The organism is Streptomyces sp. 840.1, from assembly GCF_003751445.1.
Lineage (GTDB): Bacteria > Actinomycetota > Actinomycetes > Streptomycetales > Streptomycetaceae > Streptomyces.
The window spans coordinates 1,655,863-1,670,946 of the sequence record NZ_RJUU01000001.1 but is presented as its reverse complement, the minus strand read 5'-3'; the positions used below and the strand labels follow the sequence as shown (position 1 = coordinate 1,670,946).

The window sequence follows — 15,084 nt, the reverse complement described above, 5'->3', positions numbered from 1 at the left end:
GATGTCGACGGGAGGGTGATGGACGTGAACCACCTTGAGGAACTGAAAGAGTTCGCCCGGCTGCACGCCCGCAGTCAGGGCATGGACCCCCAGCACACCACCCGGCTCCTCGGCCGGATCACCAACGACACGGAGGGCGACCCCGCCTCCTGGACCTCGGTATGGACCGGGGCGGGACGGGCGGCCGCCGCGGACGGCGAACTGCTCAGTGCCTGCAGTCACTTCGCACTGGCCAGGTTCCCGCACCACGGGGACCCCGCCCGCCAGGAGGCACAGCGGCTGGGGGTGGAGACCTTCGACACCTGGCGGCAAGGACAGCGCGACATCGAACGCGTGGAGCTGAAACTCCCCGGCGGAGAGGTGGCCTGCTGGGCCTCCGGCCTCGACGCGGCCCGCCCCAGGCCCCTGCTCGTCGTCATGGGCGGCATCGTCAGCGTCAAGGAACAGTGGGCACGGCTGCTGCCGCTGCTGCGGCGCCTGGGCTTCGCCGCGGTGGTGACCGAGTTCCCCGGCGTGGGCGAGAACACCACCGCCTACCGGCCCGACTCCTGGCGGCTGCTCACCGAGCTGATGGACCGGCTCGCCGGACGGGCCGACACCTCGGACACGTCCATGCTGACCCTCAGCTTCAGCGGCCACCTCGCCCTGCGGGCCGCCGCCGAGGACCCGCGCATCCGGCGGGTCCTGACCGTGGGCGCCCCGGTCGCGGAGTTCTTCACCGACGAGACCTGGTGGCCGAAGGTCCCCGGCATCACCGCGGACACCCTGGTCCGGCTCACCGAATCCGCCGGCCGCGACGAACTGCGCGCCACGCTGGCGGAGTTCGCCCTCACCGCCGGTCAGCTGCGGGACGTCCGGGTTCCGGTGCGGTACGTGGCCAGCGCCCGGGACGAGATCATCCCGGCCTCGGACCAGCGGCTCCTGCTCGGCACGGCCCCCGACGTACGGGTCAAGGTCTTCGACGATGTGCACGGCTCGCCCGCCCACCTGGGCGCGATGCGGCGCTGGCTGATCGGATCACTGCTCCGCGCACGACTCACGCGGCGACGCGCTCCCGGCCCGTCCCGGCCGGTCACCCAGTCAAGGAGGCAGTCATGACGGACAAACGCTATTCGAACAGCACGGTCGCGACCGTACGCCCCTGGCACAGTCTCGCCTCTCTCGGCGTGATCGAGAGCGATCTGACCCACACCCGTTCGGTCTCCGCCCCCGCCGTCCACGAACGGTTCGGCCACCGCGCGTCCGAGCGCCGCTCCGCCCGGTCGGAGGAGGCATGAGCGAGGCGGCCGGACCGAAGAGAGCCCCCGGGCGCACCGGCTCCCCGATCCGGCTCCGCCACCGCACCGTGCACGGCTACCGGCGGGCGTTCCGCATGGCCGGCAAGGGCGACGCGGTACTGCTCATCCACGGCATCGGCGCCTCCTCCGACACGTGGAGCGACGTCATGCCGGACCTGGCCAGGAACTACCGGGTCATCGCCCCCGACCTGCTGGGCCACGGCGAGTCCGAGAAGCCCAGGGCCGACTACTCACTGCCGGCGTACGCCAACGGCATGCGGGACCTGCTGGGCGTCCTCGGCATCGAACGGGCCACCCTCATCGGGCACTCGCTCGGTGGCGCGGTGGCCATGCAGTTCGCCTACCAGTTCCCCGAGCGCTGCGAGCGGCTCGTGCTCGTCGGCACCGGCGGCATCGGCCGGCAGGTCACCCCGCTGCTCCGAGCGGCCTCGCTGCCGGGCGCCCAGTTCCTGCTCCAGGGGCTGCGGCTGCCGACCATGCGCCGGCAGTTCGAAATGGCGGTCAAGGTCCTGCAGCGCCTCGGCAACGGCCTCGGTGTCGACGCCCCCGACCTGCTCCGGGTGGTGGACGCGCTGCCGGACGCGCACGCCCGCAACGCCTTCATCCGCACCCTGCGCGCGGTGGTCGACTGGCGCGGCCAGGTCGGCACGATGCTCGACCGCTGCTACCTCGCCCAGGGCATGCCCACGATGCTCCTGTGGGGCGGCCGCGACCAGGTGGTCCCCGCACTCCACGCGGGCCTGGGCCATGTGTCGATGCCCGGCAGCCGGCTGGAGATCTTCGAGAACTCGGGCCACTTCCCGTTCCGTTCCGAACCCGACCGCTTCCTCGAAGTCGTACGCGACTTCATCGCCACCACGCAGCCCGCCGCCTACAGCGCCGAGCAGTGGCGCCGGATGCTCCGCACCCGTCGGCCCGCCCTGGACGGCTCCCTCCCGAGCGACAACCCCGCCACCCCCTCGGTCCGGGTGCTGCGGCCCGCCCAGTAGGGCTCCGGCGGGCGGTGGAGAGGGCCGAGGGCCCGGTGGGGGTGCCGGGCCCACCGCCCGGGGCCCGCACGTCAGCCCGCCGACGGGTCCAGCAGCCAGACCCCTGGGCGCACTTCCAGCCGGGACCACGACACCTCGGCCGTCTCGGCCACCAGGGCGCCGGTCCGCCGCGCGTAGGCGTGCCAGCGCTCGTCGCCCGCCGCCTTCGCCGCCTCGGCGCACTCGCCGAGCAGGCGCAGCGCCTCCTCGGGGCGCCCCTCGCGCAGCGCCACGAAGGCGAGCCCGCGCAGCGCGTCCGCCAGGCCCCGCGCGTCACCCTGCGCACGGCCCGCGCCCAGCGCCCGCGCGTACCGGGCCCCGGCCTCCGCCACCCGGCCCCGGCCGAACAGCACGTCGCCCTCGCCGCTGGAGCAACGGCCCGCTCCGGCCCGGTCGCCGTGCCGGGTGAACAGCCGGCCGCCGAGCTCGTAGCAGCCCATGGCCCGGTCGTACCGGCGGCGCTGCCAGGCCAGATCACCCAGGGACCGCACCAGGGACGCCTCCGCGGCCACGTCTGCGGAGCGCCGCGCCGCGTCGAGCGCCAGATCGTGGCTGACCTGCCAGTCGTCCCAGCGCGCACACGCCTCGTAGTACCCGCTCAGGGCGGACGCCAGGGCGCTCGTCGGCTCCCACAGCCCGGCCGCATGCGTCTGCCGTACGACCGCCAGCAGACCGGCGGACTCCTCCCGGAACCACGTCAGCGGCGAGAACCCCGGCGGCCGCTCGGCACCGGCCCCCTCGGACGCCGCGAGCCGGTCCCGGCCGGGGGCGAGCAACGCGTCCGCCCGGCGCGCCAGCACGACACACGCCCGGCCGAGCCGGTCCATCGCGGCCGGCACGACGGACGCGGGTTCCTCGGCCAGCATCTCCAGGGCCAGCGACCTCAGCAGTGAGTGGAATCCGTAGCTCACCGGAGCCTGCGTCCCTGAACGCCCCCGCGCCTCCAGGAGATGCGCCCGCACGAGCGTCTCCAGCCGTCCTTCGGCATCGGGCGGATCCAGGCCGAGCAACGCGGCCGCGGTCCACAGCCGGAAGTCCGGCAGCGGGGCGAGACCGAGCAGCCGGAACGCCGCCCGCTCGGGGGCCGGGACGTCCCGGTAGGCGGCCAGCAGCCCGCTGCGCACGTCCAGATCGCCCAGCGTCAGCGCGGACAGCCGGGTCCGTTCGTCGGCCAGCCGCTTCACCAGCCCGGCCGCGGTCCAGTGCGGCCGGACCGCCAGGCCGCCGGCCGTCACGCGCAGGGCGAGCGGCAGCCGGCCGCACAGCCGCGCCAGCTCGGCGACCGCCGCCGGGTCCTGCGCCATGCGCGGCCCGCCCGCGTCGGTCAGGAGCCGCTCGGCCTCCTCGGGGCCGAGCACATCGAGGACCAGATGCTGCACGTCGTCCAGCGCCGCCAGTGTCCGGCGGCTGGTCAGCACGACCATGCTGTCCGGTACGGACGCGAGCAGCGGCCGCACCTGGGCCTCGGACACCGCGTCGTCGAGGACGAGCAGCAGGTCCCGGCCCTGGGTGTGCCGGTGCAGGAGCTCGCCGAGCTCCTCGGCTCCGGCCGGCAGCGGGTCGTCCGGAGCCGGTTCGTCGGCCCGCAGCCGGCGCAGCAGCATCGCCATCGCCGTCTCCGGCGGAACGGCCGCCCCGGCCGCGTCGCGCAGCCCGATGTGAATCCTCCCGTCGGCGAACCCGTCGGCGGAGTGTGCCAGTTGGACGGCCAGCGAGGACTTGCCGACCCCGGGCCTCCCCGAGACCGCCAGCACCCGGGCCGCGCCCGGGGCCGCGGCGGCCAGGAACCTTCGTCCCCGGGCCAGTTCCTCGTCCCGGCCGGTGAAGTGAGCCGCCCTCGGCGGCAGCCGGTGCAGGGACGGGGCGGCCCGGCCCGGCCGCGTCGGGGAGCCCGCCGAGACCGTCCCGGGGGCCCGCAGCGGGGTGTCGTGCCAGGCCAGCCCGGGGTCGGCGGCCAGTACCCGGTCCAGGAGCCGGGTCAGCGTGGGGCCGGGCTCGACCCCCAGTTCGTTGATCAGCGTCCGGCGCGCCCGGTGGTAGGTCCGCAGGGCCTCCGCCTCCCGCCCCGACCGGTACAGGGCGACCATCAGATGGGCCTGCAGGGTCTCCCGCATCGGGAACTCGTTGGCCAGCGCCATCAGTTCGCCGATCAGCTCATGGTGGCGTCCCAGCAGGAGATCGGCCGCGATCCGCTGCTCCAGCACCTCCGTGCGCAGTTCGTTGAGCCGTATGGCGTTCGTCTCCAGCGAAGGCCCGTGCGGAATCCCGGACAGCGCGGGCCCCGACCACAGGTCCAGCGACTCACCGAGCCACCGCGAGGCCGCCTCGAAGTCCCGCTGTTCGTAGGCGGCACGGCCCCGGGTGCGCAGCGACTCGAACACCGCGAGGTCCAGCTCTCCCGGGCGCACCTGGATCACATAGCCGGGCGGCCTGGTCAGGAGCGGCTGCTCCCGCTCGTCGTCCACCGTGTCGGCCAGCGCCTTGCGCAACTGCGACACGTACACCTGGAGTGTGGTCGCGGCGGTGCGCGGCGGCTCCATGCCCCACAGCTCGTCGATCAGGCTGTGGGTGGAGACGACGTTGTTCCCCTGAACCAGAAGCGTGGCGAGTACGACTCTGGGCTTGGCGGCGGACGGTGTTCTCTGTTCCATCCGGACCGGGCCCAGCACATGAAATCGCATGGTGTGCTCCTTAGCGGCCGTCCGGCGGCACGAGGCCGGAACGTGCCGATCAGCAGATCTGCAGGACGGATGCGGCCACGGTCGACACCACGCGGGAACCCTGGACGAAGGTCAGCCGCAGCTCCGCGACGGGCTGCCCGGAGGCATTGCGGCGCAGCTCGGACCCTGCCTGTTCACCGAGCGGCTGTACGGAGCAGCGCAGCGGCAGCCCCGGTTCGGCGAAGCCGCGGAAGGACGCACGCCAGTTCGTCAGCAGGGTGTGGGAGGGCGCGAAGCCGTAGAGCTCACCGGCGGCGAACAGCGCCGCCTGGCGGGATGCCTCCAGGAAGAGCGAGGCGGGCACCTCGTGTCCCGCGTCCGGCAGGACCTCCCTGGCCGAGGGCACGTCCACCGGGAACGTCAGCCCTTCCTCCGACTCGTCGAACGGCAGCCCGATCATGACGTTGCGTGCCGAGCCCCGGCCGACCAGCGAGGGCGCGGGGGTGGCGTGCCCCGGTGGCAGTCCGCTGTTGCGCTGAGCGGAGTGCTCGCTCTCCTGCCGGCCGTGCGTGCGGTGGTTGCGGTACACCCCCGGCATCAGGAACAGGAGCCGTGCCTCGGCCGTGCCGCACTCCGCACCGTCGATGCTCACCGACGCACGGCACCGCATCCCGCGCGGTACGCCCTTCACGACCTCGGTCGGTGTCAGGTCGAGGTCGAGGCCGAGCTGGCTGCCGGTCCGGGAACGCTGCCACGGAGCCACATCGGTGACCACCGCCGCGCTGGTGGTGACGAGCGTGCGCCGGTTCTCCGGCACCCGGAAGTACCGCCCGGCGGCGAAGAGCGCCGTCTGCCGCAGTGACTCGATCGGGTACAGCAGATCGTGGAAGGGTGCCGTCGCATCGGAGAACAGCGGGTGGTCCTGCGGAAGTTCGGTGGAGAAGGCGAAGTGCTGACGGACCGGCTCCGTGGAGGCGAGCACGAACGCCTCCGGAGTGTCCGGGCAGTGGACGAGATGGTGCGGGCCGAGGAACGAGGCGGACGGCGAGGGAGCGGGCAGGTGCTCGTGCTGGTCCACGTCGTCGGCCCGGGGGCCGAAGGTCTGCCGAACGGCGAAGGGTGAGGGAGCGATGTCCATGGAGATCCTTTGCGAGTGTCCTGGCGGCTCTCTGGCGTGGCGTCAAAGCAACGGCTTGAATTGACTCCCTCCACGGTGGACCTTCCCACTGAAGAACCAGGGAAGAAGGACGGGAGCCCGCACCCCCGCCGGAGGACCGCCGGCCCCCGTGGCAGGTCAGCCTGGTTCGCGCACCGGCTCCACCACGACCGTGGGGTGGTCCTCGGCGAACACCCCGTGGGACGCGGCCCCGGCCGGCGAGCCCAGGGGGACGAAGATCTCCCGGTCGGCGACCGCGTACCCCGCCCACTCGGTGGGCAGCGCGTCCTCGTAGAAGATGGCCTCGACCGGGCAGACGGGCTCGCAGGCCCCGCAGTCGACGCACTCGTCGGGGTGGATGTACATCTTGCGCGGGCCCTCGTAGATGCAGTCGACGGGGCACTCGTCGATGCACGCCTTGTCCTTGAGGTCCACGCAGGGCTGGGCGATGACGTAGGTCATGAAGTCCGCACCTTCCAGGTGTCGTTACCGGTGAGCAGGACATCGAGGTCGCCCTTGCCGCACAGTTCGACGGCGGTGTCGAGCTGGTCGGCCATGAGGGTGTCGTAGACCGGTCGTTCGACGCTGCGGAGTACTCCGATGGGGGTGTGGTGGAGGGTGTCGGCGTCTGCGAGTCGGGTGAGTGCGAAGGCGGTGGTGGGGCTGGTGGCGTGTGCGTCGTGGATGAGGATCTGTGGCTTGTTGTCCTCGGTGACGGTGACGACGGTCAGGTCGCCGGTGAGTGTGTCGCGTGCGACGCCTTTGGTGTTGTCGGTGCCGAAGAGGATCGGTTGTCCGTGTTCGAGGCGGATGACGGCTTCCTGGGCTTGTTCGCGGTCCTTGAGGACTTCGAAGGCGCCGTCGTTGAAGATGTTGCAGTTCTGGTAGATCTCGACGAGTGCGGTGCCGGGGTGGTCGGCGGCGGCGCGCAGGACGCTGGTGAGGTGTTTGCGGTCGGAGTCGACGGTGCGGGCGACGAAGGATGCCTCGGCGCCGATGGCGAGCGACAGCGGGTTGAAGGGGGCGTCGAGTGAGCCCATGGGGGTGGACTTGGTGATTTTGCCGATTTCGGAGGTGGGGGAGTACTGGCCTTTGGTGAGGCCGTAGATGCGGTTGTTGAAGAGGAGGATTTTGAGGTTGACGTTGCGGCGGAGGGCGTGGATGAGGTGGTTGCCGCCGATGGAGAGTGCGTCGCCGTCGCCGGTGACGACCCAGACGCTGAGGTCGCGTCGGGAGGTGGCGAGTCCGGTGGCGATGGAGGGGGCGCGGCCGTGGATGGAGTGCATCCCGTAGGTGTTCATGTAGTACGGGAAGCGGGAGGAGCAGCCGATGCCGGAGACGAAGACGATGTTCTCTTTGGCGAGTCCGAGTTCGGGCATGAAGCCCTGTACGGCGGCGAGGACGGCGTAGTCGCCGCAGCCGGGGCACCAGCGCACTTCCTGGTCGGACTTGAAGTCCTTCATCGACTGCTTGGCCTCGGACTTCGGCACGAGTCGCAGGAGGTCGTTGGTTCCGATTATGGGCATGGTGTCAGGCATCGATGGCCTCCTTGAGGGCCGTCGCGAGCTGCTCGGCCTTGAACGGCATGCCGTTGACCTGGTTGTAACTGTGCGCGTCCACCAGGTACTTGGCCCGGATGAGAGTGGCCAGCTGCCCGAGGTTCATCTCCGGGACGACGACCTTGTCGTAGCGTTCGAGTACGTCGCCGAGGTTCCGTGGGAACGGGTTGATGTGGCGCAGGTGTGCCTGGGCGATGGGCTGCCCGGCGGCGCGCAGCCGGCGGACGGCGGCGGTGATGGGCCCGTAGGTGGAGCCCCAGCCCAGGACCAGCGTCCGGGCCTCGGCGGGGTCGTCGACCTCCACGTCCGGGACTTCGATGCCGTCGATCTTGGCTTGGCGGGTGCGGACCATGAAGTCGTGGTTGGCGGGGTCGTAGGAGATGTTGCCGGTGCCGTCCTGTTTCTCGATGCCGCCGATGCGGTGTTCGAGGCCGGGGGTGCCGGGGACGGCCCAGGGGCGGGCCAGGGTCTGCGGGTCGCGTTTGTAGGGCCAGAACACTTCGGTGCCGTCGGCCAGTTCGTGGTTGGGTGCGTGGGCGAACTGGACGCGCAGGTCGGGGAGGCTGTCCGTTTCGGGGATGCGCCAGGGCTCGGAGCCGTTGGCGAGGTAGCCGTCGGAGAGCAGGAAGACCGGGGTGCGGTAGGTCAGGGCGATCCGGGCGGCGTCGAGTGCGGCGTCGAAGCAGTCCGCCGGGGTCTTCGGGGCGACGATCGGTACGGGGGCTTCGCCGTTGCGCCCGTACATGGCCTGGAGCAGGTCGGCCTGCTCGGTCTTGGTGGGCAGCCCGGTCGAGGGACCACCCCGCTGGATATCAATGATCAACAACGGCAGTTCCAGCGACACGGCCAAGCCGATGGTCTCCGACTTGAGTGCGACGCCGGGGCCGGAGGTGGTGGTGACTCCGAGTGCTCCGCCGAAGGCGGCGCCGAGTGCGGCGCCGATGCCGGCGATCTCGTCCTCGGCCTGGAAGGTGCGTACGCCGAAGTTCTTGTGCTTGGAGAGTTCGTGCAGGATGTCGGAGGCCGGGGTGATGGGGTAGGAGCCCAGGTAGATGGGCAGGTCGGCCTGGCGGCCTGCGGCGATGAGGCCGTAGGACAGGGCGAGGTTCCCGGAGATGTTGCGGTAGGTGCCGGTGGGGAAGGCCTGGGTGGCAGGGGCGACCTCGTAGCTGACCGCGAAGTCCTCGGTGGTCTCGCCGAAGTTCCAGCCCGCCCGGAACGCGGCGACGTTCGCTTCGGCGATCTGTGGTTTCTTCGCGAATTTGGTCCGCAGGAAGGTCTCGGTTCCCTCGGTCGGGCGGTGGTACATCCACGAGAGCAGCCCGAGCGCGAACATGTTCTTCGAGCGTTCGGCTTCCTTGCGGGGGAGCTCGAAGTCTTTGAGTGCTTCGATGGTGAGGGTGGTCAGGGGCACTGGGTGGACGTTGTACGCCTCCAGTGAGCCGTCTTCCAGGGGGTTGGTCTGGTATCCGACCTTGGCCATCGGGCGTTTGGTGAACTCGTCGGTGTTGACGATGATTTCGGCGCCGCGTGGGACGTCGGCGATGTTGGCTTTGAGTGCGGCCGGGTTCATCGCGACGAGGACGTTGGGTGCGTCGCCGGGGGTGAGGATGTCGTGGTCGGCGAAGTGGAGCTGGAACGAGGAGACGCCGGGCAGGGTGCCTGCGGGGGCGCGGATCTCGGCGGGGAAGTTCGGCAGGGTGGAGAGGTCGTTCCCGAAGGAAGCGGTCTCCGAGGTGAACCGGTCACCCGTGAGCTGCATACCGTCACCGGAGTCACCCGCGAAACGGATGATCACCCGGTCCAGACGGCGGACCGTCTTCCCCACCGCGTGCCTTCGCGGCGGTTCTCCCGCACGCTCAGTCGTCTGAACGGCCACCGGCCGCCCTCCCTTCCCTCGGACTCGGCTGTCGCCCTGCAGGTCGCACCGTAGGAATGCGCACTTGTGACCTGCCAAAGCGCCCGGTTTCCGGCCGCCCGGTATGAGATCTTCACGCCAGGCACGTGGCCTCGTGGCTGTGAACGGGACGTGCACAGAGTCAGAATCGAGGGAGTCTCGAGTTGACGGAAGGGGACGCCATGGCGCAGCCCACCGGGCGTCACACAGTCGATCTGTGGTCGCTGCACGAGGACGTCCTGGTCGAACCCGACGAGACCGGGGAGGATCTCGTGCTCCGGGGCCGACTGGGCACGGAGCGGATACGCCGGCCGGGCCCCCTGATCCGTGAGGCGCTGCGGCGGATGGAGCTCGGGCCGGTCCTCCTGGCGAACGTCGACGACCGGTCCGAGGGCACGGAGAGCGCGGGCGGCACGTACCTCGTGGTGCTGCCGACCCTGCGCGCGCTGTCCCACCTCATCGTGCGGACCCTGGGGATGATCACCGACCGCAACGGCCCGCTGCTTTCGGTGTCCGCGGTGTCCAGGCACGCGGTCTTCACGCCCGTGGGCGTTCCGGACCGGCGATTACTGAAGCTGCCCGGAGGGGTCTCCCTCACCCTGGAGAAGGCGGGGTTCGTCCTGGAGGCCGTCGGCTCACCGCACCGGGTGCAGCTGCACCGCCCGGAAGCGGTGTGGGTCGTCGGCCTGCTCGCGTGGCCGATCACCCCGGACGCGGCCTCGGCCGCGCTGCCGCTGCCGGCCGAGGTGACGAAGGCCATCCTCGAATACCTGGCCGCGGCCGGCATGGTGGCGCCGGTGCGGGACGAGGACGAGGACTGGGCGGCGGCCCCCGCCGAGGGCGACCCGGGCGCCTTCAGCAGCCGCGGGAACCCCGGTGCGTGAAGGCGTTCACAGCAGCCAGCCCGACTCCTGCGCGATCAGAATGGCGTCGACCCGATTGCGGGCGTTCAGCTTCGCGATGACGGTCGTCAGGTAGTTCCGTACGGTTCCGGTCGACAGGTGGAGCGAGGCCGCGATCTCCGGAGGCTCCGCGCCCTTCGCCGCCAGCCGGAGCACCTCGGTCTCCCGGAGGGTCAGCGGATTGGGGCCGACGCCCCAGGCGGAGACGGCCAGTTGAGGATCGACGACCCGGTGTCCGGCCGCCACGCGTCTTACTGCGCTGGCGAGTTCTCTGGGCGGGGCGTCCTTGAGGAGGTATCCCGCCACCTGGGCCCCGATGGCGCGGTGCAGTGTGCCCGGCCGGCCGAGGCTGGTCAGGATCAGGGTGTGGCACTGCGGCATCCGCTCCCGCAGTTCGGCTGCCGCGGTCAGGCCGTCCATGCCCGGCAGGTCGATGTCGATGACGGCGACGTCGGGCCGGTGCTTCAGGGCGCCTGCCACGATCTCGTCGCCGCGCTCGAGTTCGCAGACGACCTCGAAGTCTTCCTCGAGATCCAGCAGCGCGACCAAGGCGCCGCGAACCATGTTCATGTCTTCGGCCAGCAGAATACGAATCACGCGTCCCCCGTTCTCCGGCGGCGCTCCCCCGCGCCTCACGCGGGGCGATCGTACGGCATCCGGCCCCGGGATTCGTGGCGAGTTTCACATGCTCGCTCTGCGTTGCCGGCCGCCTGTATACGGAGGGTCCTACTCCATGATCCGAACGGTTTCGCGGCCCTGCGGCCCCGGCCCGTTCACGGCGTGGGAACCTCCGCCCGCACGTGGAACCCACCGTCGGCAGCCAGCCCGGAGGCGAGGCTCCCGCCGACCTCGCGCAGTCGCAGCTGAAGGTTGCCGAGGCCGCTCCCGCTGTGCGGCGACGGGTCGCGGTGCAGCGGGTCCGTACCGTCGTTGAGCACCGAGAGCCGGACGCTTCCCTGCCGCTGCGAGGCCTCGATGACGCACCTCTGGGCCTCGCTGTGACGCAGGACGTTGGTCACCGCCTCGCGCAGTACCGCCGCCAGTACGTTCTCGATCTGCTGGCTGACGTCGCAGATCGCGCCCTTGACCTCGACGTCCACATTGGCGGCCATCAGCACGGATTCGGCGGTCTCGATCTCCTGGGGCAGCGACATGTCCCGGAAGCCGCTGGCCACCCGGCGGACATCGGCCAGGGACTGCCGGGAGATGCCGAGGACGTCCTCGACCTCCGCCACGGCCCGGTCGGGCTGCATCGGAATCAGCCGGTGGATCAGCTCACTCTTGAGCGTGATCGCGGACAGGCTGTAGCCGAGCAGGTCGTGCAGGTCCCGGGAGAACCGCAGCCGCTCCTGCGTCACCGCCATGCGGGCGACCTCGTCGCGGGCACTGTGCAACTCCTGGATCAGCTCGGCAAGGCGCGTGAGCCCGTAGACGACGAGACCGGTCAGGAGCGTGCTCATCCCCGCGTAGAAGGCGCCCACCGCCGAAAGGCCCAGCAGCAGGGGCGGTACGAACATGCTGACGCCCACCAGGCCGTACAGGGTCCAGCCGAGCCGCTGCGGCATCATGAGCAGCAGCGAACCGGCCAGGAAGCCGGCCATCGACCCCCACTGCACGCCGAAGAGCAGGACCGGCAGATACGTGAGCAGGGCCTGGGCGCCCAGGGTGAGGCACTTGCGCGGGACCGACGCGCGGTTGGCGTCCGGCGTCGAGTGGACGAGCTGGATCACGAAGACCGCGGTGAGTACGGCGACGCCGAGAAATTTGACGCCCGCGGAGAGATCGGTGGCGAGGATATTCAGCGCGGTGATGATCAGATAACTCAGCACGACCACCCGGAGGATTACCCGCGCCAGCACGGGACCCGGAAGGTTCTTGCCGTGTTCACGTGGAATATGCCTGTAGGCGTGTACCTCCGGGTGGCGTTCTCTTTCGCCGGACGCGACGCTCGGTTCCGCTCCCACAGCCTCCTCTTTCGCAAATGTGTGCGTTTTTTGGGGATCATATGGGAAGAGGTCGAGGGGGTGTGGCTGGATTCCGTCTCAGACGAAGAGCGGAATGGGGTTGAGTTCCTCGTAAGTAGTTGGCGCCGTCAACCTTCCTAAATCAACCGGAACTTGGTAGAGGCGGCCGGGCCCGAGTCTGGCCCAGAAGTGCCGCATGCCCGGCACTATGACCTTGACCACAGGCATGTCCAGGTCGGGGCGAGTCTGGTTCAGGACCAGCAGTTCCATGCCGCGGGCCTGCACGAGCCGGGTGATGGCTTCTACATCGGTGAGCAGGTCAGGGTGGGGTGCGAAGGGCCAACTGGCCGGTTTCCGTGCCCTGATGCCTGGGTCCGGTTGCAGATATGGCTGATTGTCAACGGTGGCTGTGCGCCACCAGGTACACAGCTCCGGATCGTCGAGGGCATAGCCCGTGCCGTCGCCCCTGGCCATGGAAACCGCCGGCAGCAGCTGGCCCATTTCGGTCAGTGCCCGTCGCAGCGCCGTTCGCGGGTCGAAGTGCGCCCCGAATCCGAAGATCACGTCCTGAGCGGGCTTGTCGTCGCGCCGTGACAGCGCCACCATGACCGGGATCCCGAAGTCCGAAGTCAGGTCCAGCACCCACAGCTCGCGGTCGATCCTGCGGTAGCCGTCCCGGATGCGCCGGACGTAGGGCGCGTCGAAGGCGTCGAGGTCGACGGCCGGCTGCCGTGTGCGGTTGTACCACCACAGTGCGACCGCGTCCCGCTCGACCAACTCCAGGAACCCCTGGACCAGAGCGTCCTCGGGGCTGCTGCCCGCCGCGTTGCCGTTGGAATCGGCCAGCAGGCCGTCGCGGGTGCCCGCGTCGCCGGCGGTCGAGCCGTTGCCGAAGTAGAGCATCGAGGTGGGCAGCAACCGCTGGGTCTGCCCCGTCAGCGACCACACCGGTGTCCAGTCGGTCGGCTTGTCCTCGTCGAACGGCCGGGGCACGTACTGGAAATGGGAGCGGCCCCGGTTCCACGCGTCACGGGTGCGGTACTGCCTCTCGTCGTACAGCTGACAGGAGTTGGGGTGCACGGCCACCGGCCCCAGCGCCCGGTAGCTGTCCCGCACCACCGGCTCGTCACCCTGCCGGGTGCCGCTGAAGCGCTCCACCGCCTCGCACAGGGCGCTTGTCCGGGCCTCAGTGCTGGTGAGGCCCTTGCCGCCGCTGAGCGCGCGCAGTCCGGCGCGGAGCCCGGCGAGGGTGTGGGGGCTGACGGCGAGATTGTGGCCCGAGAGGTAACTGGCGACGAAGTCCGGGGTGTGCGGGGCGCGCCGGATCTCCTTGACGATCCCGGTGACCGGGCTGACCAGATGCCCGTACCGGTCGAGCATCTCGTCGGGGGTCAGTGCGCGGTCGCCGCCCAGCTCCTGCTCGGCCTTCAGCCGTGACACGGGCCGGAAGGGCGCGCGTACGGTCCGCGCGACCAGACCCGGATCGCCGCAGACCGCACATTGCGGCAGCCTGCTCACGGGGTGGGTGGCGACCCGGAGCAAGAGGGTGTCCAGGGTGTGGACGAGATCCTGCGAGGGATAGCGCATTCCGGCCAGCCACTTCGCCGTTTCGAGCACCACGATGTGCGCGGCGATGGAGCGGCCGGCCGCCAGGGAGGCCGACGGCCGGGTGAGCGGCCCGTCCAGGCCCAGCGCGCGCCGCACGGGCCACTCCGAGCCGCGGTGGCCGCGCAGCCGGACCGCGAGGCAGGACCAGCACGGGCCGCGGCCGGGCCGGAAGACCGGACCCACCCACGGATCCGCACCGGACACCTTGGCGATCAGCCACGGCGTGCCGCTCGCCCGGTGTGCGGCGTCCACCTCACGGAGCCCGGGGGCCAGGTAGTCGTCGCACAGGACGAGGGTGAGCCCGGCGGCGGAGCCGGGGGGCGCCACCGAGATCCGGGAGTCCCGGCAGGCGTCCTCCACGGCCCCGGTGTCCAGGTCGCCCACCGTCACGATCCGCACGCTGGCGGCGGCCAGTTCCGCCGAGGCCTGTCCGCCGTCGAGGCCGGCCAGGTCCCAGTACGCCTCGGCCACCGGGTCGCCGAGGGGGGCGGGGGCGCCCTCCGACGGCGCGGGGCGGAAGTTCAGCAGCCCCGAGCCGGTCAGGGCCCGCAACGAGGTGCCGGCTTCCTCGGCGGTCAGCGCCGGTGCCGCGGCGTGCAGCACGGAGCGGATGCTCCTGGTGCCGTCGAGCAACGGCACCAGCACTTCGGCATGGGCGCCGTACAGCGCCGTGACATTCCGGGGGGACACCAGGTACGTCGCCTCCCCCGGGATGACGGTCGGGCGCAGATGGCGCTTGAACCCCACCAGTGCGGTGTCGTCCGGCAGTGCCGCCCGGACGTCCCTTGCCCCCCGCCCGGTCATGCCGGGACTTGTCCGAGCGGCTCGGTGCGAATGCACCAGCTCAGCAGTGCGATGTGCTGGTCCGAGACGAGGTCGAGATGCTCGATCACCAGTTTCTGGCCGGAGGAACCGGTGGACTGCGCGGTGATCTCGTCGAGACTCTGAACGCCGTTCGATATGACGCTGTCCATGGATTCACGATCCTTTTCTTCGTCAGGGAATGGCCTGC

General features: G+C 70.8%; 13 protein-coding genes. 4 read left to right on the top strand and 9 right to left on the bottom strand.

Going from position 1 to position 15,084, the window contains the following annotated elements; all coding sequences use genetic code 11:
- Positions 1-24: 24 nt before the first annotated feature.
- From EDD93_RS07755 to EDD93_RS07745, 3 genes are read left to right on the top strand one after another with little or no spacing between them, the layout of a single operon-like run.
- Positions 25-1,098, top strand: a complete 1,074-nt coding sequence (locus EDD93_RS07755; protein ID WP_123527638.1) for an alpha/beta fold hydrolase — start codon at positions 25-27, stop codon at positions 1,096-1,098.
- Positions 1,095-1,277: a hypothetical protein gene (locus EDD93_RS07750; protein ID WP_123524454.1), complete on the top strand. Its 183-nt coding sequence runs from the start codon at positions 1,095-1,097 to the stop codon at positions 1,275-1,277. The genes EDD93_RS07755 and EDD93_RS07750 overlap by 4 nt, the downstream gene beginning before the upstream one ends.
- On the top strand, positions 1,274-2,287 hold the full coding sequence (locus tag EDD93_RS07745; RefSeq protein WP_123524453.1) for an alpha/beta fold hydrolase: 1,014 nt from the start codon (positions 1,274-1,276) through the stop codon (positions 2,285-2,287). The genes EDD93_RS07750 and EDD93_RS07745 overlap by 4 nt, the downstream gene beginning before the upstream one ends.
- A gap of 71 nt (positions 2,288-2,358) precedes the next feature.
- Here EDD93_RS07745 and EDD93_RS07740 read toward each other — a convergent pair whose 3' ends face one another.
- From EDD93_RS07740 to EDD93_RS07720, 5 genes are all read right to left on the bottom strand, one after another.
- Positions 2,359-5,007: an AfsR/SARP family transcriptional regulator gene (locus tag EDD93_RS07740; RefSeq protein ID WP_123524452.1), complete on the bottom strand. Its 2,649-nt coding sequence runs from the start codon at positions 5,005-5,007 to the stop codon at positions 2,359-2,361.
- 49 nt (positions 5,008-5,056) lie between these two features.
- On the bottom strand, positions 5,057-6,124 hold the full coding sequence (locus EDD93_RS07735; RefSeq protein WP_123524451.1) for an AfsA-related hotdog domain-containing protein: 1,068 nt from the start codon (positions 6,122-6,124) through the stop codon (positions 5,057-5,059).
- Positions 6,125-6,280: 156 nt separating this feature from the next.
- The gene (gene fdxA / locus EDD93_RS07730) at positions 6,281-6,604 is read right to left on the bottom strand and encodes a ferredoxin (RefSeq protein WP_123524450.1); all 324 of its coding nucleotides are present in this window, start codon (positions 6,602-6,604) and stop codon (positions 6,281-6,283) included.
- Positions 6,601-7,680: a 2-oxoacid:ferredoxin oxidoreductase subunit beta gene (locus EDD93_RS07725; RefSeq protein ID WP_185092236.1), complete on the bottom strand. Its 1,080-nt coding sequence runs from the start codon at positions 7,678-7,680 to the stop codon at positions 6,601-6,603. The genes fdxA and EDD93_RS07725 overlap by 4 nt, the downstream gene beginning before the upstream one ends.
- Positions 7,673-9,580 carry a 2-oxoacid:acceptor oxidoreductase subunit alpha gene (locus tag EDD93_RS07720; protein WP_398903069.1) on the bottom strand — a complete coding sequence of 636 codons (1,908 nt, stop codon included), beginning with the start codon at positions 9,578-9,580 and terminating at the stop codon, positions 7,673-7,675. Before EDD93_RS07720 ends, EDD93_RS07725 begins: the two co-directional genes overlap by 8 nt.
- Positions 9,581-9,780: 200 nt before the next feature.
- On the opposite strand from EDD93_RS07720, the gene EDD93_RS07715 reads away from it, so the two are divergent.
- Positions 9,781-10,482, top strand: coding sequence for an NADH oxidase (locus EDD93_RS07715; RefSeq protein ID WP_123524448.1), 702 nt, complete (start codon positions 9,781-9,783; stop codon positions 10,480-10,482).
- Positions 10,483-10,488: 6 nt separating this feature from the next.
- Here the strand turns inward: EDD93_RS07715 and EDD93_RS07710 are convergent, their stop codons facing one another.
- The 4 genes from EDD93_RS07710 to EDD93_RS39540 all read right to left on the bottom strand — a co-directional run bounded on the left by EDD93_RS07710 (position 10,489) and on the right by EDD93_RS39540 (position 15,046).
- Positions 10,489-11,097: a DNA-binding response regulator gene (locus EDD93_RS07710; RefSeq protein ID WP_123524447.1), complete on the bottom strand. Its 609-nt coding sequence runs from the start codon at positions 11,095-11,097 to the stop codon at positions 10,489-10,491.
- A 176-nt stretch (positions 11,098-11,273) separates the two neighbouring features.
- Positions 11,274-12,359, bottom strand: coding sequence for a sensor histidine kinase (locus EDD93_RS07705; protein WP_260255655.1), 1,086 nt, complete (start codon positions 12,357-12,359; stop codon positions 11,274-11,276).
- Positions 12,360-12,542: 183 nt separating this feature from the next.
- Positions 12,543-14,876 carry a TOMM precursor leader peptide-binding protein gene (locus EDD93_RS07700; RefSeq protein ID WP_123524446.1) on the bottom strand — a complete coding sequence of 778 codons (2,334 nt, stop codon included), beginning with the start codon at positions 14,874-14,876 and terminating at the stop codon, positions 12,543-12,545.
- Positions 14,873-15,046, bottom strand: a complete 174-nt coding sequence (locus EDD93_RS39540) for a hypothetical protein (RefSeq protein WP_185092235.1) — start codon at positions 15,044-15,046, stop codon at positions 14,873-14,875. The genes EDD93_RS07700 and EDD93_RS39540 overlap by 4 nt, the downstream gene beginning before the upstream one ends.
- Positions 15,047-15,084: the final 38 nt, after the last annotated feature.